Annotated in this window: 19 protein-coding genes; 3 read left to right on the top strand and 16 right to left on the bottom strand. The window is 71.4% G+C overall.

The genetic code is table 11. The features are described from left to right. Positions 1-11: 11 nt before the first annotated feature. The 14 genes from ACI2LY_RS09670 to ACI2LY_RS09735 form a co-directional block, all read right to left on the bottom strand. Positions 12-335, bottom strand: a complete 324-nt coding sequence (locus ACI2LY_RS09670) for a thioredoxin family protein (protein ID WP_404706710.1) — start codon at positions 333-335, stop codon at positions 12-14. A gap of 5 nt (positions 336-340) precedes the next feature. Next, the gene (locus tag ACI2LY_RS09675; RefSeq protein WP_404706711.1) at positions 341-760 is read right to left on the bottom strand and encodes a MerR family transcriptional regulator; all 420 of its coding nucleotides are present in this window, start codon (positions 758-760) and stop codon (positions 341-343) included. A 29-nt stretch (positions 761-789) separates the two neighbouring features. Then, positions 790-2,211: a DUF6177 family protein gene (locus tag ACI2LY_RS09680; RefSeq protein ID WP_404706712.1), complete on the bottom strand. Its 1,422-nt coding sequence runs from the start codon at positions 2,209-2,211 to the stop codon at positions 790-792. After that, complete coding sequence (gene eccCb / locus ACI2LY_RS09685; RefSeq protein ID WP_404706713.1) at positions 2,208-6,215, bottom strand: type VII secretion protein EccCb; 4,008 nt, start codon at positions 6,213-6,215, stop codon at positions 2,208-2,210. Before eccCb ends, ACI2LY_RS09680 begins: the two co-directional genes overlap by 4 nt. Further along, positions 6,212-7,327 (bottom strand): type VII secretion protein, encoded by a 1,116-nt coding sequence (locus ACI2LY_RS09690; RefSeq protein ID WP_404706714.1) that lies wholly within the window; start codon positions 7,325-7,327, stop codon positions 6,212-6,214. Before ACI2LY_RS09690 ends, eccCb begins: the two co-directional genes overlap by 4 nt. A gap of 16 nt (positions 7,328-7,343) precedes the next feature. Further along, the gene (locus ACI2LY_RS09695; RefSeq protein ID WP_404706715.1) at positions 7,344-8,693 is read right to left on the bottom strand and encodes an EsaB/YukD family protein; all 1,350 of its coding nucleotides are present in this window, start codon (positions 8,691-8,693) and stop codon (positions 7,344-7,346) included. 13 nt (positions 8,694-8,706) lie between these two features. Continuing rightward, the gene (locus tag ACI2LY_RS09700) at positions 8,707-8,952 is read right to left on the bottom strand and encodes a hypothetical protein (protein WP_404706716.1); all 246 of its coding nucleotides are present in this window, start codon (positions 8,950-8,952) and stop codon (positions 8,707-8,709) included. 76 nt (positions 8,953-9,028) lie between these two features. Beyond that, positions 9,029-9,478, bottom strand: coding sequence for a hypothetical protein (locus ACI2LY_RS09705; RefSeq protein WP_404706717.1), 450 nt, complete (start codon positions 9,476-9,478; stop codon positions 9,029-9,031). A 31-nt stretch (positions 9,479-9,509) separates the two neighbouring features. Beyond that, complete coding sequence (locus tag ACI2LY_RS09710; protein ID WP_404706718.1) at positions 9,510-11,750, bottom strand: hypothetical protein; 2,241 nt, start codon at positions 11,748-11,750, stop codon at positions 9,510-9,512. Next, positions 11,747-12,136: a DUF6507 family protein gene (locus ACI2LY_RS09715; RefSeq protein WP_404706719.1), complete on the bottom strand. Its 390-nt coding sequence runs from the start codon at positions 12,134-12,136 to the stop codon at positions 11,747-11,749. Before ACI2LY_RS09715 ends, ACI2LY_RS09710 begins: the two co-directional genes overlap by 4 nt. A gap of 59 nt (positions 12,137-12,195) precedes the next feature. Continuing rightward, complete coding sequence (locus ACI2LY_RS09720) at positions 12,196-12,507, bottom strand: pore-forming ESAT-6 family protein (protein WP_356420827.1); 312 nt, start codon at positions 12,505-12,507, stop codon at positions 12,196-12,198. 20 nt (positions 12,508-12,527) lie between these two features. Beyond that, on the bottom strand, positions 12,528-12,857 hold the full coding sequence (locus ACI2LY_RS09725; protein WP_404706720.1) for a hypothetical protein: 330 nt from the start codon (positions 12,855-12,857) through the stop codon (positions 12,528-12,530). Positions 12,858-13,034: 177 nt separating this feature from the next. Next, positions 13,035-13,418 (bottom strand): hypothetical protein, encoded by a 384-nt coding sequence (locus tag ACI2LY_RS09730; RefSeq protein ID WP_404706721.1) that lies wholly within the window; start codon positions 13,416-13,418, stop codon positions 13,035-13,037. 172 nt (positions 13,419-13,590) lie between these two features. Then, on the bottom strand, positions 13,591-15,279 hold the full coding sequence (locus ACI2LY_RS09735) for an MFS transporter (RefSeq protein WP_404706722.1): 1,689 nt from the start codon (positions 15,277-15,279) through the stop codon (positions 13,591-13,593). 131 nt (positions 15,280-15,410) lie between these two features. Here ACI2LY_RS09735 and ACI2LY_RS09740 point away from each other — a divergent pair, with 131 nt between their 5' ends. Beyond that, positions 15,411-16,028: a TetR/AcrR family transcriptional regulator gene (locus tag ACI2LY_RS09740; RefSeq protein ID WP_404706723.1), complete on the top strand. Its 618-nt coding sequence runs from the start codon at positions 15,411-15,413 to the stop codon at positions 16,026-16,028. Positions 16,029-16,123: 95 nt separating this feature from the next. Here the strand turns inward: ACI2LY_RS09740 and ACI2LY_RS09745 are convergent, their stop codons facing one another. Further along, entirely contained in the window at positions 16,124-17,536 is a 1,413-nt protein-coding gene (locus ACI2LY_RS09745) for a cation:dicarboxylate symporter family transporter (protein WP_404707299.1), read from the bottom strand. Between the two features lie 122 nt (positions 17,537-17,658). On the opposite strand from ACI2LY_RS09745, the gene ACI2LY_RS09750 reads away from it, so the two are divergent. Together ACI2LY_RS09750 and ACI2LY_RS09755 are read left to right on the top strand one after the other, a co-directional pair. Further along, the gene (locus tag ACI2LY_RS09750) at positions 17,659-19,260 is read left to right on the top strand and encodes an ATP-binding protein (protein WP_404706724.1); all 1,602 of its coding nucleotides are present in this window, start codon (positions 17,659-17,661) and stop codon (positions 19,258-19,260) included. Beyond that, the gene (locus ACI2LY_RS09755; protein WP_404706725.1) at positions 19,257-19,943 is read left to right on the top strand and encodes a response regulator; all 687 of its coding nucleotides are present in this window, start codon (positions 19,257-19,259) and stop codon (positions 19,941-19,943) included. The genes ACI2LY_RS09750 and ACI2LY_RS09755 overlap by 4 nt, the downstream gene beginning before the upstream one ends. Before the next feature lie 19 nt (positions 19,944-19,962). Here ACI2LY_RS09755 and ACI2LY_RS09760 read toward each other — a convergent pair whose 3' ends face one another. Continuing rightward, a complete protein-coding gene (locus tag ACI2LY_RS09760) occupies positions 19,963-20,988 on the bottom strand; it encodes an ATP-dependent 6-phosphofructokinase (protein ID WP_388995275.1) in 1,026 nt (341 codons plus the stop codon). Positions 20,989-21,166: the final 178 nt, after the last annotated feature.

A 21,166-nucleotide genomic window follows, 5' to 3' on the forward strand; every position in this document is an offset into this window, starting at 1 on the left:
GGGTGCTCTGCTCAGAGCAGGTCGGCCAGCTCCTCCAGCAGCTTGCGCTTGGGGCGGGCGCCCACCATGGAGCGCACCGGCTCACCGCCCTGGAACACCATGAGGGTGGGGGTGGAGAGCACCTGGTAGGCGATAGTGGTACCGGGATTGCGGTCCACGTCGAGCTGGACCACCTTCAGCCGGTCGCCCTCCGCGAACGCGATGTCCTTCAGCACCGGCGCCAGCTGTCGGCAGGGCCCGCACCAGTCGGCGGTGAACTGCACCAGCACCGGGAGATCGGAGCCGAGCACCTCCGCCTCGAAATTCCCGTCCGTGACGTCGTCCAGTCCGCTCATGGGTCTCACCCTCCCAGCTCGCACACGGGTTCCGGACCTCCCGGAACCAGCGCCTCGGCGGCCAGCCCGGCCCGCGCCTCCTCGGCCCGCCGCAGCTGCCCCGCGACCGTGGCCCGCACCGCCATCAGCTCCCCGATGAGCCCGTCCAGCTCATCCAGCTTCCGCCGGTACACGGCCTGCGACGCCGGACACGCGTCCCCCTCCGGATGCCCGGCCCGCAGACACTCCACGAACGGCCGCGTCTCCTCGAGCTCGAACCCGAAGTCCCGGAGCGTGCGGATCTGCGTCAGCAGCGTGAGATCCCGCTCGTCGTACCACCGATGCCCCTTGGCGTCCCGCCGCGCGGGCAACAGCCCCCGCGTCTCGTAGTACCGCAACGCCCGCACGGTCGTCCCGGCCCGCTCGGCCAGCTCACCGATTCGCATGCCCTTGACGGTAGGGGGTGACGTGGGCGTCAGGGCAAGGCGGTCGGGCGGGGGGAACCGGCCTTGAGGTGGTCGGAGAGCACCTGGAGCGCCGTCCAGGCGGCGGCGTCGGTTCCATCGCCCAGCGGGTAGTGGAGCGCCGGGGCGATCGCCGGTCCGAGCTGCCGGGGCCGCACGGCCAGGGGCGGGCGGCGGGCGTGGGTGAGGCCGATGATCCGTACGTCGCGCGCGCCGAGGGTGAAGGCGATGGGCAGGGGCGGGGACTCCAGGTGCGGCGGCAGGGTGAGGTCGGCGCGGGCCTGGCGCAGGGTGGTGAGCATGGTGGTCAGGCCGTGTTCGGCGACCAGCTTCTCGGTCAGGGCTTCCAGGGCGTCGAGGGGGACCTCGTCGGGGGCGGTGTACCCGAGGGTCAGGGTGGTGTCCTCGGCCACTCCGGCGGTGGTGCGGGTGACGCGGTGCGTGGCGATGGCGGGGCGTTCGGGGGTGCCGATGACGACGAGGTGGGCCGGTGCCGGTGCCCGGTCGCGGGCCGCCTCGGTCAGCTGACGGCGCGACCAGGGCAGGTTCACCGGCTCCGCGGTGCCCCAGCCGACGGGCGGCGCGCCGGTGAGATGCCGCCAGGCGGCTTCGAGCGCGCCGCCCAGCTCCAGATCGGCGTCAGGCGCGCGCACGGTGCGGAAGGAGACGGTGAGCTGCCGGTGTCCGGGAGGCGTCACCCGTGAGGTGAACGCGTCGGCGGCCTCGGTGCCGAGCGGGGCGAACGTACCGTCGCGCCAGGCGAGCCGGACGCCGGACAGGCCGTCGTGATAGCCGCCCGCGGGGTCCTGGACCACCCACCGGTTGGGGGTGCCGCCGAGCGCGGTGCGCAGCGGCAGCGTCAGCCGGACGTGCGGCGGGGTGACGAGGTGGAACGCGCGGTCCGAGCGGACGGTGGCGCGCAGGACGTCCGAGAACCACGCGGTGAGGGGGACGACGGGGCGGTCCGCCAGGACCACCGCCGTGGAGTCGGTCAGTACGTCGACGACGGGCAGGACGGGCGCGGAGGCCGCCGACGGGCGAGCCTCTTCGTCGGGCGTCGTCACGCGGGCGGTGTGGCCGGCCTCGGGCGGCCAGGTGGTGCCGCCGAGCAGCATCGTCAGGCGTCCGCACACGGAGCCCGCGAGGGATTCGGCGGCGGGGACCGCCGTGGACGCCCGGGTCTCCGTCCACCAGTACGGCGGTGCGGGCACCCCGGCCGGCGAGCCGAGCAGCCGCTCTGCCTCGCCGGGGGTGTGGACGAGCAGCGGGGCCTCCACCGAGACCAGCGGGCGTCCGTCCGCGCTACAGAGCTGGAGAACCGCGCCGTCGTCCGTGGCGGTCAGGCCCAGCTCGGGTCCGCCCGCGTGCAGCGCGGCCAGCAGGGCACCGGTGTCGGGCATCTTCGGGGTGAGCGCGATGACGTCCTTGGTCACGCCGGCGCCTCCCCGGGCTGGCTCTCCGCCGCGAGGGCCGTCTGGACGAGCTGATGGCGGCGGCCCCGGCGCACCAGGGTGCCCCGGCCCGGCGGCTGCGCGGAGGCGTACAGACCGGGGAAGAGCTGCCCCTCCGTACGGTCGCCCGTCATCACGAGCGCCGTGGCCCCGGTCTCGCGCAGCGCTGTCAGCACCGGGTCGTACAGGGCGCGCGAGGCGCCCGCGACGCGGCGTGCGACGACGAAGTGGAGTCCGATGTCCTGGGCGGCGGAGATGTACGGCAGGAACGGCGCGAGAGGCTGCGACCCCGCCGCGGTGAGGACGTCGTAGTCGTCGACCAGGATCACGATGCGCGGGCCGGTGAAGCCGGGTTCGTCGGTCATGGCGTCGGGGTCGACGGTGTCCGGGAGCCGCTTCCCCAGCTCGGCCTCGATGCCGGTCGCCAGCGCGAGGGAGAGCTTGGCGTTGTGCGCGTAGCCGCCCCGATACGGTTCCGGCACCGCGCGGCGCAGGCCCCGCCGGGGGTCGAAGACCGCGAACACCAGCTCGTCCTCGCCGTACCGCTCGACGAGTGCGCCGGAGATCAGGCGGAGCAGGTTCGTCCGGCCGCACTCGTTGTCCCCGAGGACCAGCAGGTGCTGGTCGGTGCCGAACAGGTCCAGCACGACCGGGGCCAGGGACTCCTGGTCGACCCCGATCGGCACGGCGCGCGGCTCCTTGTCCGGGCCGGGCAGGCGCTGCGCGGGCAGGCGGGTGGGCAACACCCGGACGGGGGCGGCGGATTCACCGTGCCAGGTGGCCCGCAGGGAACGTACGGCGGCTTCCAGGGCCGGACCCAGGCCGGTCGCCGAGGCGATCGCGTCGAGCCTCGGCAGGGCGGTCTGGGCGAACAGCTTGCCGTCGGTCAGGGCCCGGCCGGGGGTGCCCGCGGGCAGGGTCTCGGAAAGCTTGCGGTCCACGGAGGAGTCGGCGGGGTCGTTCAGTCGGAGCTCGATCCGGCTGCCGAACATCGACTGCGTGGCGATGCGTACATCGTTCCAGCGGAGCATGCCCGCCACGACGTGGATGCCGTAGCCGCCGCCCCGCTTGAGAAGGTCGGCCACCGGCTCGTCCAGCTCGGCGAACTCGTCCCGCAGCGCGCCGAACCCGTCGATGAGCAGCACCACGTCGGTGGAGCCAAGTTCGGGCAGTTCGCCCTTGGCACGCAGGGCGCGGAGCTGGTCGACGGAGTCGATGCCGCGCTCGCGGAAGACCGCCTCCCGCTCGGCGAGCATGGCACGCACCTCGGCAACCGTGCGGGCGGCGCGTTCGTGGTCGGCCCGGCCGGCGATGCCGCCGACGTGCGGCAGTCCGGCGAGCGCGCCGAGACCGCCGCCGGCCAGGTCGAGGCCGTAGACCGCGACGTCGCGCGGGGTGTGCGTGACGGCCAGCGAGAGGGCCAGGGTGCGCAGCAGAGTGGTCTTGCCGGACTGGGGGCCGCCGATGACGGCGGTGTGGCCGCCGGCGGTGTTCAGGTCGTGCACCCATCTGCTCTGCCACTGCCGCGCCGGGTCGTCCAGCACGCCGAGGGGAACCCTCAACGGCCCGTCCACCGAGGCGAGTCGCGTCCCCTCGCCGGACGCCCGTACCGGCCCGGCCGCTTCCGTGAGCGTCAGCGCGTCGGGCAGGGGCGGCAGCCAGATCCGGCGCACCGGCTGTCCGGCGCCGGTCAGCCGGTCCACCACGACGGACAGCACGGTGGGCCCGGTCTCCCGCTCGCGGGGAGCGGCCGGCTGGTCCTCGCCCTCCGAACCGGCTTGTGCCTCCAGCGTGTTGTACGCCGGATAGGGCCATGCCGAGGGCTCGTCGTCGGCCACCGCGTCCGGCCGGACCGGCCCCCGGTACGCGCCGGATACGAACCCGGCCTTGAAACGCGTATAGGTGGAAGTATCGACCTTCAGATAGCCGAAGCCGGGCAGCGGCGGCAGGTTGAAGGCGTCCGGAGTGTCCAGGACCGTACGCGACTCGTCCGCCGAGAAGGTGCGCAGCCCGAGTCGGTACGACAGGTAGGTCTCCAGGCCCTTCAGCCTGCCGCTCTCGATGCGCTGGCTGGACAGCAGCAGATGCACGCCGATGGAGCGGCCGATCCGGCCGATGGAGAGGAACAGGTCGATGAAGTCCGGCTTGGCGGTGAGGAGTTCGCCGAACTCGTCGATCACGACGAACAGATGTGGAAGGGGCTTGAGGTCCGGGCGGGCGGTCTCGCGCAGCGACCGGTAGTGCCCGATGTCGGCGATGTTCCCGGCGTCCTTCAGCACCTGCTGGCGCCGCTTGATCTCGCCGGCCAGTGAGGTGTGGACGCGCTCGACCAGGTCGGCCTGGTTCTCCAGGTTGGTGATGACACCCGACACATGGGGCAGCCCCGCGAACGGCGCGAAGGTGGCGCCGCCCTTGTAGTCGACCAGCACCATGGCCAGGTCCTCGGGCGGATGCGTCGTCACCAGCGCGAGCACGAGGGTACGCAGCAGCTCGCTCTTGCCGGAGCCGGTCGAGCCCACGCAGAGACCGTGCGGCCCCATGCCGAGTTCCGACGACTCCTTCAGGTCGAGCAGGACCGGCTGGTGCCGGTCGTCCAGTCCGATCGGCACCCGCAGGAAGTCGCGCTCCCCGCGCGGCGCCCACTGTCGCGGCAGGTCGAGCGCGGCCGGGTCGTCGATGCCGAGCAGGTACGGGAAGTCCACCGGCCCCGACACCGGGGCGCCCTCCGCGGACGACTCCGGGGAGAGCCGGAGTGGCGCCAGCATCCGGGCGAGCCCCTCGGCCTCGGCATCGCCCACCGGGTCCAGGGTGCCGGAGACGCGTATGACCCGCTCACCCCGCAGGTCCTCGACCACGACCCGGTCCCCGTCGACGACGATCCGTAGCGCGACGTCACCGGGCTCCTGCACCTGCTCGGCGAGCAGATGCACGACCGTCACGCCCATGTCGGAGAGGGCCACGGCCGAGTCCGGGCGCGGGAGTTCAGCCGCGTTGTACCCGTACTCGTCGCTCACCACGAGCAGCCGGCCGCCGAGGCCGAGCGCGGTGCGGTCGGCGAGGCCCCGGCGCACCTCGGCCGCGTAGGAGGCGCGCTTCTTCAGGTCGGCGCCGAGGACCCGGGCCAACTGGGTCATGTCCGGTGCGATCCGGCGGGCGGCGACCGGGCCGTCGTCCGCGCCGGTGTCGAGGACGTGCGGCAGCCACTTGGCCCACTCCCACTCCGCCAAGCGCTCGCCAGGCACGCCGAGACCGAGCGCCAGGTCGTCCGGGGCATGCGTCACCGCGGCCTGCACGAGGAGCGCCCGCGCGACACGCAGCACGCCCTCGCGGTCGCCGACCACGCTCACGTCGCCCACCCGGTCCAGGGGCACCGTCAGCGGATGGCCGGCGGACGTGGTGAAGCGGGCCTGGAGTGCGCGCGCCTCGTTGAGCATGAACGGGTCCGGCGGGGTGAGCACGCCGCCCGCCGTGTTCTGACCGACCACGATGTTCTGGACCGGCACATCGCCGACGCCCACCCGCACCCGCAGGAAGTCCGCGTCCGCGCGCCGCCGTTCCCACAGGCGGGCCGGGTCGCGCAGCAGGTCGTACAGGGCCGCGGGCGGCGGGCTGAGTTCCCGGGCCGCCTGCCGCCGGGCCCGTTCCGTGGCGCCCAGCTCCTCCCGCAGTTCCTCCAGGTACTCCAGATACCGTTCGCGCTGCACCCTGCGCTGGCGCTGCGCCTTGCCGCGCTGCGACAGGAACAGCGCCACCGCCCCCAGCAGCGCGATGACGAGCACGACCGCGCCAAGGCCCGCGAACTGGCTGGACCGGATGACGGTCATCATCACCACGGACCCCATGACACCGGTCATGGGGAGCAGCGCGGTGGCCGCGCTGCCCATCTTGCCCTCGGGGAGGTTCGGCGGCGGCTCGATGGTCCGTGCCCCGGTCTCGGGCAGTGGGCGGGTGGCGCGGGCCGGCCGGTGGACCAGATGCTGCGTCAACGGACCCGCACCGCCCGCCCGAGGGCCTCCGCCGCCAGCCGCGTGGTCGCGCCGCGGGTGGCGGACGCGAGCAGCTCCGTGCGTATGGGTCCGCCGGCCGCGAGATGCCGGTCGTAGGGCAGGTGCACGATGGTGACCCCTGTCTCGCGCAGATGCGCCGTGGCCGTCTTCAGGTCGAGATTCATGTCGGGTGTGCCCGAGGTGAGGGCGACGGTGGTGGAGGCCAGGGCGTCGTGCGGAAGTCGGCCCAGCCAGTCGAGGACGACCCGGGTGCCGTCCACTCCCTCGGCGGTGAGCGGCGCGACGACAACACGGGCATGGGCGGTGTCCATCGCGGCGCGGGCCACTTCGGCGGGCAGCGTCTCGCAGTCCACCACGGTGACGGCGAAGTACCGGCGCAGCGCCTGGGTCACCTTGAGGTAGACCCGCGTCTCCAGGGGGGCGCCGACCTGTCCCTGGCTCGCCGGCAGCAGCCAGCCACCGTCCGGGACGGGCACCAAGTACCCGGTGATGTCGGTGAGCTGCATCGACGGGGTGAGGATCTGGGCCAGTTCGGCACACGACCACCGCACCGACTCCGCGCCCATCCGCACGGGCAGCGTGCCGAGCGCGGCGTCCGCCTCCAGCGCCAGCACCGGGTCGTGCCGGTAGTGGTGGAGGGTACGGGCGAGCAACGCGGCGGTCGTCGTCTTGCCGACCCCGCCCCGGATCGACGTCACGGCGATCACCCGGCCGGTCGTCACCGGCTGCTGCAACTCCTGCGCGATCCGCGTTTCCTCCGCGACCTCCTGCGAGGCGGACGCGGCCAGCCGCCGGATCGAGCGCCCGGTGCGCCGGGTGACGGAGTCCCCGTGCTGCGGCTTGCCGAGGGCCACGGCGAGGCGAGGGTCGATGGTAGGGACGGACTCGGGGGTGGGGAGGGGTCGGGAGAGGGCGGTGGGAGCGCGGTGGACGGGGGCCGTGCTCGGCCGCTGCTCAGGCACCGGCGCTCCGGGCTCCGCGCTGTCATCGACGGGTGTCGCGGCTTCCGCCATTGCCGGGCCGGGCGGGGGTGTCTCACCGCGCAGTTCGCGCAGCACGTCGTCCTGCCAGCCGTCCTGAGGCCGGGTCATGCCTGCCGCCTCCCGCTCACGTGAACGTGCCGAGCAGCCGCCCGTACACCCCGAAGACGCCCATCAGGAGCGGGAACAGCGCGATCACCCCGATGGACTCCGTCATGTCGCCGAGCCGGCGCAGCCGTACCCGTACATGCTCGGGCGGCTGGACGACGAGGACGGCGAGCGGTACGACCGCCAGCGCCACGGGTACCGCGAGCGGGGCCGCCGTGTCCGACCGCTCCTGCCACACCCAGGCCAGCCGGACCAGCACGGCACCGGCGGCCGCGAGCAGCGCGACCACTTCGGGGACCAGCGGGTAGGCCCGCGCACGCAGGCCGAGCACCAGTGCGACGGCCACCGCGAGTAGCACCGTCCAGACCGAGACCGTACGCAACGCGAGCGCCCCGGCGACGGCGGCGGACGCGGCGGTCACGATCGCCGCCAGCGCGAGTCCCCGGTGCGTGGCGGCGAGCGCGGTCGACACCTGGTACCGGCTCACGGAGACCCCGCCGGAGCGGCGGTCGTCGAGCCCCGCGAGGCCCGAGGTCATCAGCGCGAACCTGGGCAGCAGCCCCAGCACGACCACGGACACCACGGCGAGCAACGCTCCCGAGCGGGCGGCCGGCTGGAAGAAGAGGGCGGCCTCCCAGCAGACGCCACCGCCCACCAGCGCGGCCGCGCCGAACAGTCCGCCTCGCCCGAGCGACGAGCACCAGCCGAGCAGCAGCAGTGCTCCGGCCAGTACGCCCACGACCCCGGCGAGCCGAGCAGGCCCGGACCAGGCATGGGCGTCCGCGAGACTCCAGACCCCGAGGACGCCCAGCGCCCCGCTGGTGACGACGAGCGTGGCGGCGAGCCCGCGCGCTCCGGCCCGTCCAGCCAGGGCACCCCCGGCCGCGCCGAGCACGACGAGGACGACCAGCGCGGTACCCACGGTCTGCGCGGCGAACTCCTGCCGGGCGAGGGCGGATGCGGCGAGCGCCCAGGCGACCGTGGCGGCGCCGGCGACGACCCGTCGCGCGGCGGGGTTCCATCGCCACGCCCGTACGTCCAGATCGTCGGCGGCCTCATCGGTCACGTCGTGGATGACGGGGGCGGAGGGGGCGTCTTCCACGCGCACGAGCCGCAGCACGGCGCCGTCGGCCACGGCCGCCGACTCCAGGGTGGCGTCAGGCTCCAGGACACTGCCGTCACCGGCGACGAGATGCCGCGTTCGCGGTCGCGTACCGACCTGGTCGTCCAGGAGTCGCAGCACCTGGGGAAGCAGCCGCCCGACCGGCTCCCGCGAAGGAAGGACAAGATCGACCCGCCGCCGCTCACCGACTAGAGTGACCCGGCTCAACGCCGTTCCGGTACGGCTCGATGTCCCCGTAGATAGCACGCGTTCGAACTTATCACCGAGTGGTGGTCGGCCCGGTGGGCGAGTGAGTGGCGGGCAGCACCCGGTGCGAGACGAACGACCAGCCCACGCACCCGGCACAGAGCACGGCCCCGATCACGAGCCCCGCGAACACCTTTCCCAGCCGCTCATCGACGGTACGCCGCTGCCGCTGCCCCCCGAACAACACGGCATCCCGCAACCGTCGCCGCCGCACGGCGACGGATTCGAGAAGCTGACTGTCGTAGTCCTGGGTCGACATGACTCAATTCCTCGGGATGCTCAAGGGCGAGCAAGACAGATTCGGTTCTGACACTGTGGCGAGGGCGCTCCGCCCCTCAGCGATCGCTGCTCGTCGGCGATGCCAGGCCCAGAGCAAGCTCCGCGCCAGCCAGCATGCGGGTAATGTCGATCGGCAGGCTAGTAAATTCCTGACCCACCAACTGAAGCGGGTCAAGGACATGGCTGCGCCCGTCACGCCCTGTAGCAGCGATCACGTACCGATACCCGCGAGGCGACGCAGGATCATTCTCAACGCTCCAACGTGCACCATGCTTGTTGATCAGGTAGTCCGCGACGTAGGACATCAAATCGGCGTGCAGGGTAACCCAGTCGGACTGCTCGAATTCACTGAATGGTGCTCGTGAGACATAGTCCTGAAGAGCGGGGATCAAGACCATGGGATCACTGGTATACAACTCGGGTGGGACACCCAACGCGTCGGCGAACTCAACGGCATTTCGCCTCTCCCCTTCAGCCCATCCCTGCAGATCCACTTCGTGCGTCATACTGCTTCCTCGACTTCCACTGATTTCAGAATCACTTAGGGGCGGGACCGTACTCAACGAAAATAATGCGGGCCTGGACCAAATAGTTCCTCAGCGCCTGCGAGGGGGGCGCATGCAGGAACACCCATCGAGGATCGAAGGCAGGGTCCTGGCGCCGCAAAGCCAAATCCTTGTTGATCTGCTCAATGATGCCCTTGTTGAGGGGAACCTCACCCTTGACGACGCGCGTGCCACCGTCGTCAAGTTTCACCGTACGCCACTCGAGATAATGCTTGACTTCTACCGCCAGCGTACGACCGTCCGGCATGTCGACCGGCACATCGACGTTGCGTCCTCCCACGCCTTCGACCGGGTAAGGAGCATTGCCGTGGGGCGGAACGCGATAGTGACGCTCAGAAGCGCCTCCCATCATGTCACGAACATAGTCCTCCGCGCCCTTGTACCGATCTCGGCCATGCCTCATCGCCCGCATCTCACGGAGAGTTCGTTGTGCATTCCCTGGCGGAAGCTCACCAGCGACTGTGTGGCCCCCCGTTCCCGGCGAGCTGTCCTGGTGAGCATGGGACGAATGATCGATTGAGTGATCGGACCCGTCAGGCTCCGCCCCTCCATAATCATGCGCGCCGTGCTCATTCTCCGGTGCCAATTCGCGGCCGGAGTGGTGCATCCGATCAGGGGTTCCCTCGCCCGAAGAAGCAGAATCACTGGGCCCGCCACTGTGGCGCTCAGTCGCGGGCGCTCCTGTGCCACCCGCCCCGCGTCTTCCCTGGGCACTAGCGTGACCGCCCACATGTCCGTCGCTGGGTGAGGGCGGCGTCGGCGTCCGCTCGGCATGCGGGCCATGCTCGCCGCGCGCACTGGCGCCTACCAGCTCGTACGACTTCTGATCATCATCTGCAACCTTTAGCCTGTCACGGTCATTCAAAGCCGGTTCATGCGGTGCTTGGTCTGCGGACTGCATTATGTGCCCGTCTGCACTTAGGACGTGTCCATCCCGAGTGAGATATACGGCCTCACCCCGCGCATCCACATACTCAACAGCAGTCTCTGGCACAGTTACTGGCCGCTCCCCCACCCCCAACGGATGCTCCGCCGGCGCATACCTCCCGCCCAGGTCGGCCATGTCCGCGTACGCGCCCGTGCGGAGGTTCTTCAGGGTGCTGAAGGTGTCGCCCAGCCGGACGAAGGCGAACTTGGCCGCCTTGCCCGCATAGGTCATCGGGTCGATGGCGCGGCCGACCTTGCCTGCGATGGAGAGGGTGCGGGCGGCGGCGCCCGCCTTGCCCGCGCCGCTCACCGCGCTGCCCGCGCCCTCGGTGCCGATCACCGTCAGTACGTTGAAGCCGACCGCGCCCGCCGCACGGGCGGGGTTGGTCTTCCACTGGTCGTAGGCGATGAAGCCCTTGGCCGTCTCCTTGTACGCCTTCTGGGAGTCGCGCAGCCAGGACGGCTGCTTGTCCTCGGGCAGCAACCACCACGTGCCCATCGTCACGCTGGTGAGCGCCGATGCCGTGCTCAGCTTGGCCAGGTTCTTCCACGCCTCGCCAGCCGCGTCCCAGCCGTCGGAGCCGAACAGCGTGCCCACGCCGTGGATCGTGCCGATGACGCCGTCCTGCCAGACGCCGTCCCACACCTGCTTGCCCTGGTGGGCCAGCCAAGCCCACCCCTCGTACTCCCGCTCGGCCGGCGCTCCCCACGGAGTCGCCTCGGCGTGGTCGAGGTCCTCGGCCCGGTAGCCGTACTTGTTCTTGCCGCCGGAGCCGTCGTCGACGCCCATCCGGGTGCCGCCGATCAACGCCATGATCTTGCTGTAGGCGGTGCGTTCGGCGTCCTGGAAAGCGGCGACGGTGTGGTTGACGTCGTGCCACAGGTCGTTGTTGTGATCGACCTTGTCCTGGTCCTTGCGCCAGTCGTCGTCACCGGAGACGGAGTTCACGAAGGCGGTGGCATCGGCCTTCAGGGTGTCCAGCTTCTTCGCCAGCGGCTGGATCTCGAAGCTGTAGTCCGACAGGGCGGTGGCGACCTTCTCCAGGTCGTCGGCGAACGCGTCGGACTTCTGCTTCACCGGAAGCGTGGTGGCGAACAACTGCTCCGCCTCCGGCGCCTCGTAGAACGCCGACAGCCCCTGGAACTCGGTGTGCACGTCCGACCCCGAGGCGCGGAACTGGCCCGCGTCCGCCGTCAGCAGCATCACGTCGGTGTCCAGGGTGCCCAGGTCCCCGATGAAGTGCGGTATGCCGGACGGGTCGATCAGCTTCGCGTCGTCGCTCATCGCCGGGGCTGGCCCCCGCCCTCGCCGGGCAGGTCCACCTTCGGCTCCTTGGCCGCCTCCTGCTGCGCGTTCGCCGCCTGCTCCAACGCTCCGGCGACATAGCAACGGGTCGCCTGATCAGCCCCGTCGAGGGACTTCGACGTGCGCTTGGCGATGTAGACCAGGTCCCGGCCCCAGGCTTGCGCGAACTGCCCCAGCGCCGAGCCGACGAGCCCGACCGTACTGCTGTAGGGACCGTACTGACTTGTCAGCGTGCCCGCTGCGGACGCCGCCTCCTCCAGGTTGCCCTGCATCGCGCTGCCCGTGTCCGACATGTTCTTCGCCGCGGTGCCCGCCTTGGACAGCACGCTGTACACCCCGGCCGGATCGACGTCCCACCCCGTCACGAAATGCCCCTCATCCCCGTACCCGCCGAGCGCCTGCCAGACGGGCGACTGCCGCCGTGTCAGCCGATGTTGTCGACCGCGGCACGCGCCTTGGCCAGCGTGGCCTGTGCCGTGCCGTCATTCTTTTCCAGCGTGCCGCGCACCAGTTGGATGATGTCGCGGACCTCCCCGGCGGCCTTGTGCCAGCGGACTTCCTTGCCGTGGTACTCGTCCGAGACCCCGTCAGCCTGGTAGTCGGCCATGGCGGCCTTCACCGCGCGCTCGCGCTCGCCGAGCACGGTCTCCAGCCGACCTATGATTCCCTGAAGGCTGCTCTGTACGTCGCCGGAGGCGCCGGTGTCGTAGGAGCGGCGGTCCTGGTTGGCCATGATGCTCAAGTCCCCCTCGTGGTTCAGCCGCGGAAGCGGGCCGCGTCGAAGTTGGCGGCGCTCATCGTCTGGTGGGCGTTGTCGGACTGCTCTTGGTCACCACCGACGAACGCGTCGTCCATCCCGGACTGGCCGCCCAGGATCGACGCGAGCGAGCCGTTCAGCGCGGCGGTGATCTCGTCCGCGCGCTGCTTGAACGAGTCGAACATCGCCTTGCCCTCGCCGTTGAACTTCCCCTCCAACGGCTGGGCCGCGGCGATCAACTGGTTGATCAGCGCACCCAGGTCGTCACTCGACCCGACCGTGCTCTTGGTCAGCGTCGCCAGCGTCGTCGACCCCATGTCGAACTTCATGGAGATTCCCCCCGCACCCGTGGTCCAGATCATCGGCGGTCATGACGCCACATCACCCTCCGACGCCACAACTGCCACCCATCTCATCACACATACTCACCGGGGGTGGTTGCTGGTGCAACGCATAAACCCCGAGTTGGCTTGAACTGCCGCCCCTGACGAGCGACTCGCCATCGATCAGCCGAAGATGAGCTCGACGTCCTTGTCCACGCAGACCCGCAGGACGGTGACCAGCTCGTCGATGTCTTCCATGCGCCGTACGTAGGTAGGGTCGGTCTCTTCGGGGTCGCGCTGGTCGAGCACCGCTTGCAGTCGGGGCAGCATGGCCGCGCACTGGGCGGGTGTGAGGTCGGGGCCGTCGTCGTCCGGGTGGTCGAGCAGGGGCGCCAGGGTGGTGGAGACGCTGTGCCACTGACGGTCGCCGCCGAAGCCCTCCATCGCTGCGAGCGTGAATCCCTCCGCCTCGGCCAGCCACTTCCGGAACATGTGAAACCCGTTGTAGGACCAGGCGATGTCCGGGGTCGTCACATCACCATCGCCGGCGAAGAGTGTCAGTCCCATCGTGCCCCCCTTATTTGCTCGGCACCATGATCAGTCGCGGCGGGCGGCGGCAATCTGATTGCTAGGGCCACCTCCTCATGCCCGGCACGCTGCCGGGAAGCCACTTGATCGAGCCGTGGCACACGCGCCAATGTGCCGCCCCCTCGATTCCGGAGCGGCACGTCAGCCGATGTCAGTCGGCGGTCGCCCCCGCCTTTTCAGCGGACTCAGCCGGAGCCTCGTCCGCCTCCTCCGCCGGAGGCACCGTCTCCCGCCCCGGCAGCAGCACCGCCACCACGACCGTGCCCACCCCCAGGATGACCGCACCGATCAGGCTCGTGTGGGCGACGGCGTCCGAGAACGACGACCCCACGGCCTCCGCCATCCGGTGCGCGCCCGAAGCCAAGGACGAAGCCTGCTGCTTGAGTTGGGCGGCCTGTTGCGGGTCTCCCGCGGCGGCCGCCTTTGCCGCCAGGGAGTGGGCCTTCTCGCCGATGGACTGGGCCACCGCGTAGCCCGCGCCGACCGAGTCCTGGGCCGTGGCGAGGGCCTGGGCCGGGAGGCCGGAGCCCTTCGTCGCCGACGTCAGGTGGTCGTCGTACGACGTGGCCAGCAGGGAGCCCAGGATCGCGATGCCCAGCGAGCCGCCCAGTTCCAGTGACGTGTCGTTGACCGCGCCGCCCACGCCCAGCTCGGACTCGGGGAAGGCGCCCATGATCGCGTCCGTGCAGGGGGACAGGGCGAGGCCGATGGCGAGGCCCAGGATGACCAGGGAGGGGACGAAGTCGGCGTACGTCGAGCCCGCGTCCACCCGCGTCAGCAGGGCGAGTGCCACCGTGCCGCCGACCATGCCCGCGCCGACCGTCCAGCGCATGCCGACCCGTGGGGTGAGGTAGCCGGTCAGGGCGGAGCCCGCGAATACGGCACCGGCCAGCGGGAGCATGCGGACGCCGGTCTCCAGGGCGTCGCAGCCGAGGACGAACTGGAGGTGCTGGGTGAGGTAGTAGAACGCGCCGAAGACGGCGAGGAAGAAGAGGGCGACCGCGAGGTTGGAGCCCGCGAAGCGGCGGTTGGCGAAGCGGCGTACGTCCAGTACCGGGCGGGGGTGGCGCAGTTCCCAGAGGATGAAGGCGATCAGGCCGAGGGCCGCGACGACCGCCGCCGTGACCGCCTTGACGCCCCACCCGAAGTGCGGACCCTCGATGATCATGTAGACGAGCGCGGCGATCCAGAGGACCGAGAGCAGGCCGCCGACGTAGTCGATGCGCTCGTGGTGGCCCGCCTTGGACGGCGGTACGAGGACCAGCGCACCGGCGATGGCCAGGACGGCGACCGGCACGTTGATCAGGAAGGTCGAGGCCCAGCCGTGGTCGCGGAGCAGCGCGCCCGCGACGACCGGTCCGGCCGCGATGGCGAGGCCCGCGGTGGCGGTCCACAGGGTGATCGCCTTGACCCGCTCGGCGCGCGGGAAGGTCGCCGCGAGCAGGGAGAGCGTCGCGGGCATGATCAGCGCCGCGCCGACGCCCATCACCGCGCGGGCCGCGATGACCGTGGCGGAGGAGTCCGCGAGGTTGCCGAAGACCGCGCCGCCGCCGAAGACGACGAGGCCGAGGATCAGCGCCCCGCGTCGGCTGTACTTGTCGCCGATCGCGCCGAGCAGCAGCATCAGCGCCGCGTACGGGACGGTGTAGCCGTCGATGACCCACTGGAGGTCGGCGCTGGACAGCCCGAGGTCGCGGGTCATGTCGGGCGCGGCGACCGTGAGGGCGGTGTTGGCCATCACGATGATCAGCAGGCTGAGGCAGAGCACGAGCAGCGCCCACCAGCGCCGGGCGTACGGGCGCTCCATCCTCTCGACCGGTTCGTTCATGACGAGTCGCATGACAGCGGCTGACCTTCCTCGACAACAGGCACGACGGGTACTTGCACAGTGGCGTGCAATTGCACAACCATGTGCAATGTACGACCTTGCACAGTGCCGTGCAAGTCGAGAAGGTGTGCACAATGACTGCCATGACCACGGGTAACACCAGCCGCGCCGACACCAACCGGCGCCGCATCCTCGACGTCGCCCTCGCCGAGCTGCTGCGCGACCCGGACGCCTCGATGGACCAGATCGCGCGCGCCGCCGGTGTCGTACGGCGCACGGTGTACGGGCATTTCCCCAGCCGGGAGGCGCTGATCGGCACGCTCGTCGACGAGGCGGTGCAGGTGCTGACCGACGCGGACGTGTGTGCCCGCGACGACGAGGCCGGACCGGCCGAGGCCGTGGCCCGCTCGGTGCTCGCGGTGTGGGAGATCGCCGACCGCTACCGTCTGCTGATCGCCCTGGCCCAGCGCACGGTCACCGTCCAGGGCATCCGCGACCGGCTCGCCCCCCTGCGCGAGGAGAAGACGCGGATTCTCCAACGCGGCCTGGACGAAGGCGTGTTCAGTACGCCGTTGCCCGCCGCCGCGCTGGCCTTCGTGCACGAGCAACTGCTGTTCGCCGTCATGGAGTCGGTGAACGAGGGGCTGCTCCCGCCCGAGGACGCGGGCCACGCGGCGGCGGTCACGGCACTCACGGCGGCGGGCGTACCGGTCGGCCGGGCGACGGAGCTGGTGGCGCGGGCGGGCCGCGAGAGGACGTGAAAGACCGGCCGCCCGGCCCCGGTTCAGGCGGGGTCGGGCGGCCGGCGTCAGAAGGCCCCTAGGGGGCGTCTCTCAGGCGGGTGTCGGGGAGTCCCTCACGCCTTGGCGAGTTCCTTCCCGCCCTCCTCCTCAGCCTCAGGGCGCCTGTCGGCATCGCCCTCGTCCAGCAGCGTCGTCTCGTCGAACGGCAGCTCACCGGCGAGGACCCGCTTGACCCGGTCCCTGTCGATCTCCTTGGTCCAGGTGCCGATCAGCACGGTGGCGACGGAGTTGCCCGCGAAGTTGGTCAGCGCGCGCGCCTCGCTCATGAAGCGGTCGATGCCGACGATCAGGCCGATGCCGTCCACCAGCGCGGGCTTGTGCGACTGGAGACCGCCCGCGAGCGTGGCGAGCCCGGCGCCGCTGACGCCCGCCGCACCCTTGGAGGCCAGCAGCAGGAAGAGCAGCAGCGGGATCTGCTCACCGATCGACATGGGGGTACCGAGCGCGTCCGCGATGTAGAGGGACGCCATGGTCATGTAGATCATGGTGCCGTCGAGGTTGAAGGAGTACCCGGTCGGCACGGTGATGCCGACGACCGCCTTGCTGACGCCGAGGTGCTCCAGCTTGGCGATGAGCCTCGGCAGCGCGGACTCCGAGGACGAGGTCGACAGGATCAGCAGGAACTCGCGGGCGAGGTACTTCAGCAGCAGGAAGATGTTCAGCCCGGAGACCACGCGCAGCAGCGCGCCGAGCACCACGAAGACGAACAGCACGCAGGTGACGTAGAAGCCGAACATCAGCACCGCGAGGCTCTTGAGCGCGTCCAGGCCCGCCGAGCCGACCACGGCCGCGATGGCGCCGAAGGCGCCGATCGGCGCGGCCCACATGACCATGGCGAGGATGCGGAAGACCAGCCGCTGGATGTGCTCGATGCCCCGCAGCACCGGCTGCCCGGCCGCGCCCATCGCCTGCAGCGCGAACCCGGCGAGCAGCGCGATCAGCAGCGTCTGCAGGACCTGGCCCTCGGTGAAGGCGGACACGAAGGTGACCGGGATGATCGACAGTACGAAGTCGACCGGGGGCAGCGCGTCGTCCGCGACCTGCGCGTGCCCGGTCTGGCGGAGGGCGTCGGTCAGGTGCAGGCCCTCGCCGGGGTGCAGGACGTTGCCGACGACGAGGCCGATGGCGAGCGCCACCAGCGACATCACGGTGAAGTAGCCGAGCGCGATACCGCCGACCGCGCCCACCTTCGCGGCCTTCCGTACGGAGCCGATCCCGAGCACGATCGTGCAGAAGATGATCGGCGAGATCATCATCTTGATCAGGTTCACGAACCCGGTGCCGAGCGGCTTCAGCTCCACCGCGGCGTCGGGCCAGATGAGACCGACGGCGATGCCGAGCGCGACCGCCACGATGACGGCGATGTACAGGTAATGGGTCCGGTCCCGCTTCACGGCGGGTGCGGCTGGTGCCGTACCGGGGGTGCTGGCGGCCACGACTGCTCTCCTTGACGTCTTCGTCGGCATGACCGGCGTGCGGCTCACGTCCGGGCGTTGCAGGGGATCGCGGTGACTATCTCCCGCCCTGTGAGGGCGGTCACCCTTCCGTTCATTTAGTTCATGCCCGAACGGACAGGCACACTGCTGGCATGCGTCCCCCCGCCCTCCCCCGACCCCGCAGCCTGGCGGCCCAGCTGTTCGCCATGCAGGCGGTGCTGATCACGGTGGTGGTGGCCGGGTACGCGCTCTTCACCTACGTCAGCGACCAGCGCCAGGCCCGCGACGCGGCGGAACGCCAGGTCACGGCGGTGGCCCGGTCCATCGCCGACGCCCCCTCGGTCCGCGCGGCGATCCGCACCCCGGACCCCTCTGCCGAGCTGGAGCCGTACGCGCTCCAGGTGATGCGGGACGCCGACGTCGACTTCGTCACGATCATGGACCCGCGCGGCATCCGCTGGACCCATCCGACGCGGGACGAGATAGGCCGCCGCTTCCTCGGCCGGACCGGGCCCGCCCTGCGGGGGCACACCTTCACCGAGACGTACACCGGCACGCTGGGCCCGTCCGTGCGCGCGGTGACTCCGGTGACGGACGGGGGCCGTGTGGTGGGGCTGGTCAGCGCCGGGATCAAGGTGGAGGCGATCAGCGCGCGGGTCCAGGACCAGGTGACGGCGCTGCTCGGGGTGGCGGGAGCGGCGCTGCTGCTGGGCGCGGTGGGCACGTACGTCGTCAACGCGCGGCTGCGGCGGCACACCCACGGGATGAACGCGGCCGAGCTGAGCCGGATGCACGACTACCACCAGGCGGCGCTGCACGCGGTGCGCGAGGGGCTGCTGATGCTGGACGGGCGGTACCGGGTGGCACTCATCAACGACGGCGGGCGCGAGCTGCTCGACGTCGGCGGCGAGGTCGTCGGCCGTTCCGTCGCGGAGCTGGGGCTGCCGGGGCCGCTCACCGGGGCGCTGCTGTCGTCGGAGCCGCGGGTGGACGAGGTGCATCTGACCGCGTCGCGCGTCCTGGTGGTCAACACCTCGCCGGTGTCCGGCGGGGAGCACCGGGGTACGGTCGTCACGCTCCGGGATGTGACCGAACTCCAGTCGCTGATGGGCGAGTTGGACTCCGAGCGCGGGTTCAGCCAGGCGCTGCGGTCGCAGGCGCACGAGGCGGCCAACCGGCTGCACACCGTGGTCTCGCTGATCGAGCTGGGACGGGCCGAGGAGGCGGTGGAGTTCGCCACGGCCGAACTGGAGCTGGCCCAGACGCTCACCGACCAGGTGGTCGCGGCGGTCGGCGAACCGGTGCTGGCCGCGCTGCTGCTGGGCAAGACCGCGCAGGCGCACGAGCGGGGCGTGGAGCTGGTCGTCTCGCCCGAGAGCCGGATCGACGACGGTGTGCTCCCGCCGGACCTCGCGGTGCGCGACCTCGTCACCATCCTGGGCAACCTGATCGACAACGCGGTGGACGCGGCCCAGGGCAGCGCCGGGGCGCGGGTCACGGTGACGGCGTACGCGGCCGGGGAGGCGCTGCTGCTGCGGGTGTCGGACACCGGCCCCGGTGTCGACCCGGCCCACGCGGACCTGGTCTTCCGGCGCGGCTTCACCACCAAGCCCGCGGGTCCGGGCGGGCGGGGCCTCGGCCTCGCGCTCGCCCGGCAGACGGTCACCCGGCTCACCGGCACGCTGACGGTGGCCGAGGCGGAGGGCGGCGGCGCGGTGTTCGAGACCCGGCTGCCGCTGGGAGAGGTCGTATGAGCCCGGTCGAGCCGATCCGTGTCCTGGTCGTCGAGGACGACCCGGTCGCCGCCGACGCGCATGTCCTCTACGTCGGCCGGGTGCCGGGCTTCGTCGCCGTGGGCCAGGCGGGGACCGGCGCCGCCGCCCGCCGCGCCCTGGAGCGCACCCCGGTCGACCTCCTCCTGCTCGACCTGCACCTCCCCGACGTGCACGGCCTCCAGCTCGCCCGCTCCCTGCGCGCGGCGGGCCATCAGGCGGACGTCATCGCGGTCACCTCGGCCCGCGACCTGGCGGTGGTCCGGGAGGGCGTCTCGCTGGGCGTCGTCCAGTACGTCTTGAAGCCCTTCACCTTCGCCACCCTCCGCGACCGCCTGCTGCGGTACGCGGAGTACCACGCGGCGGCGGGCGAGGCGAGCGGCCAGGACGAGGTGGACCGCGCGCTGGCCGCTCTGCGCGCCCCGGCTCCGGCGGCCCTGCCGAAGGGCCTGAGCGCGCCCACGCTGGAGCGGGTCACGGGCGTCCTGCGCGAGACACCGGACGGCCGCACGGCGGCGGAGGTGGCGGAGCAGGTCGGTATCTCCCGCATCACGGCCCGCCGCTACCTGGAGTACCTGGTGGACGCGGCCCGCGCGGCGAGGCGCCCGCAGTACGGCCAGGTGGGTCGCCCGGAGCTGCGGTACCACTGGCTGCGGGGGCGCTGATCGCCCCCGCGCGCGACGGCTAGAAGACCGACTCCGCCTCGTCCATCCGGGACACCGGGACCGTCTTCAGCTCGGTGACCGCCTCCGCCAGCGGGACCATCGCGATGTCCGTGCCGCGCAGTGCGGTCATGCCGCCGAACTCGCCGCGGTGGGCGGCTTCCACGGCGTGCCAGCCGAAGCGGGTGGCGAGGACGCGGTCGTATGCGGTGGGGGTGCCGCCGCGCTGGATGTGGCCGAGGATGACCGGGCGGGCCTCCTTGCCGAGGCGGCGCTCCATGTCGTAGGCGAGGGCGGTGCCGATGCCCTGGAAGCGCTCGTGACCGAACTGGTCGATGTCGCCCTTGCCGTAGTCCATCGTGCCGTCGAGCGGGTGGGCGCCCTCGGCGACGCAGATCACGGCGAACTTCTTGCCGCGCGCGAACCGCTCCTCGACCATCTTGACCAGGTCGGCCGGGTCGAAGGGCCGCTCGGGCAGGCAGATGCCGTGGGCACCGGCGGCCATGCCGGACTCCAGCGCGATCCAGCCCGCGTGGCGGCCCATGACCTCGACGACCATCACCCGCTGGTGGGACTCGGCGGTGGTCTTGAGGCGGTCCATCGCCTCGGTGGCCACGCCCACGGCGGTGTCGAAGCCGAAGGTGCGGTCGGTGCCGGAGATGTCGTTGTCGATGGTCTTCGGCACACCGACGACCGGCAGACCCGCGTCGGACAGCATGCGGGCGGCCGTCAGGGTGCCCTCGCCGCCGATCGGGATCAGCGCGTCGATGCCGAATTCCTCGGCCATGTCGGTGGCCCGCTCGCATGCCTCGCGCAGCCGGTCGCGCTCCAGGCGGGAGGAGCCGAGGATGGTGCCGCCGAGCGCCAGGATGCCGCTGACGGCGTCCAGGTCCAGGGAGCGGTAGTGGCTGTCGAGCAGACCCCGGTAGCCGTCCTCGAAGCCGATGACCTCGTCGCCGTAGTGCGCCACGGCGCGGTGCACGACCGACCGGATCACGGCGTTCAGGCCGGGGCAGTCGCCGCCTGCGGTGAGAACTCCGATGCGCATCGTGCTGTGTCTCCTGCTCGCTGTGGGTACCGGTGAGCCGCTCCGATTCTTTCACGGCCGCCGAACAGGCGACGACCACCGCCCCCACCAGCGCCGAAGGGCTGACGGGCGCCTTATCCAGGCCCGGAGGTATTGTCAAGAGGGTTCCGCTCACCTCGGGTGGGCGATTTTTGTGACA

Source organism: Streptomyces sp. NPDC002176, from assembly GCF_044903645.1.
GTDB lineage: Bacteria > Actinomycetota > Actinomycetes > Streptomycetales > Streptomycetaceae > Streptomyces.

Excerpts from the sequence above, each read along its gene's own strand:
- ACI2LY_RS09670 (WP_404706710.1), bottom strand. The coding sequence starts at position 335 with ATGAGCGGACTGGACGACGTCACGGACGGGAATTTCGAGGCGGAGGTG.
- ACI2LY_RS09675 (WP_404706711.1), bottom strand. The coding sequence starts at position 760 with ATGCGAATCGGTGAGCTGGCCGAGCGGGCCGGGACGACCGTGCGGGCG.
- ACI2LY_RS09690 (WP_404706714.1), bottom strand. The coding sequence starts at position 7,327 with ATGACCCGGCCTCAGGACGGCTGGCAGGACGACGTGCTGCGCGAACTG.
- ACI2LY_RS09700 (WP_404706716.1), bottom strand. The coding sequence starts at position 8,952 with ATGTCGACCCAGGACTACGACAGTCAGCTTCTCGAATCCGTCGCCGTG.
- ACI2LY_RS09705 (WP_404706717.1), bottom strand. The coding sequence starts at position 9,478 with ATGACGCACGAAGTGGATCTGCAGGGATGGGCTGAAGGGGAGAGGCGA.
- ACI2LY_RS09710 (WP_404706718.1), bottom strand. The coding sequence starts at position 11,750 with ATGAGCGACGACGCGAAGCTGATCGACCCGTCCGGCATACCGCACTTC.
- ACI2LY_RS09725 (WP_404706720.1), bottom strand. The coding sequence starts at position 12,857 with ATGAAGTTCGACATGGGGTCGACGACGCTGGCGACGCTGACCAAGAGC.
- ACI2LY_RS09730 (WP_404706721.1), bottom strand. The coding sequence starts at position 13,418 with ATGGGACTGACACTCTTCGCCGGCGATGGTGATGTGACGACCCCGGAC.
- ACI2LY_RS09735 (WP_404706722.1), bottom strand. The coding sequence starts at position 15,279 with ATGCGACTCGTCATGAACGAACCGGTCGAGAGGATGGAGCGCCCGTAC.
- ACI2LY_RS09740 (WP_404706723.1), top strand. The coding sequence starts at position 15,411 with ATGACCACGGGTAACACCAGCCGCGCCGACACCAACCGGCGCCGCATC.
- ACI2LY_RS09745 (WP_404707299.1), bottom strand. The coding sequence starts at position 17,536 with ATGCCGACGAAGACGTCAAGGAGAGCAGTCGTGGCCGCCAGCACCCCC.
- ACI2LY_RS09750 (WP_404706724.1), top strand. The coding sequence starts at position 17,659 with ATGCGTCCCCCCGCCCTCCCCCGACCCCGCAGCCTGGCGGCCCAGCTG.
- ACI2LY_RS09755 (WP_404706725.1), top strand. The coding sequence starts at position 19,257 with ATGAGCCCGGTCGAGCCGATCCGTGTCCTGGTCGTCGAGGACGACCCG.
- ACI2LY_RS09760 (WP_388995275.1), bottom strand. The coding sequence starts at position 20,988 with ATGCGCATCGGAGTTCTCACCGCAGGCGGCGACTGCCCCGGCCTGAAC.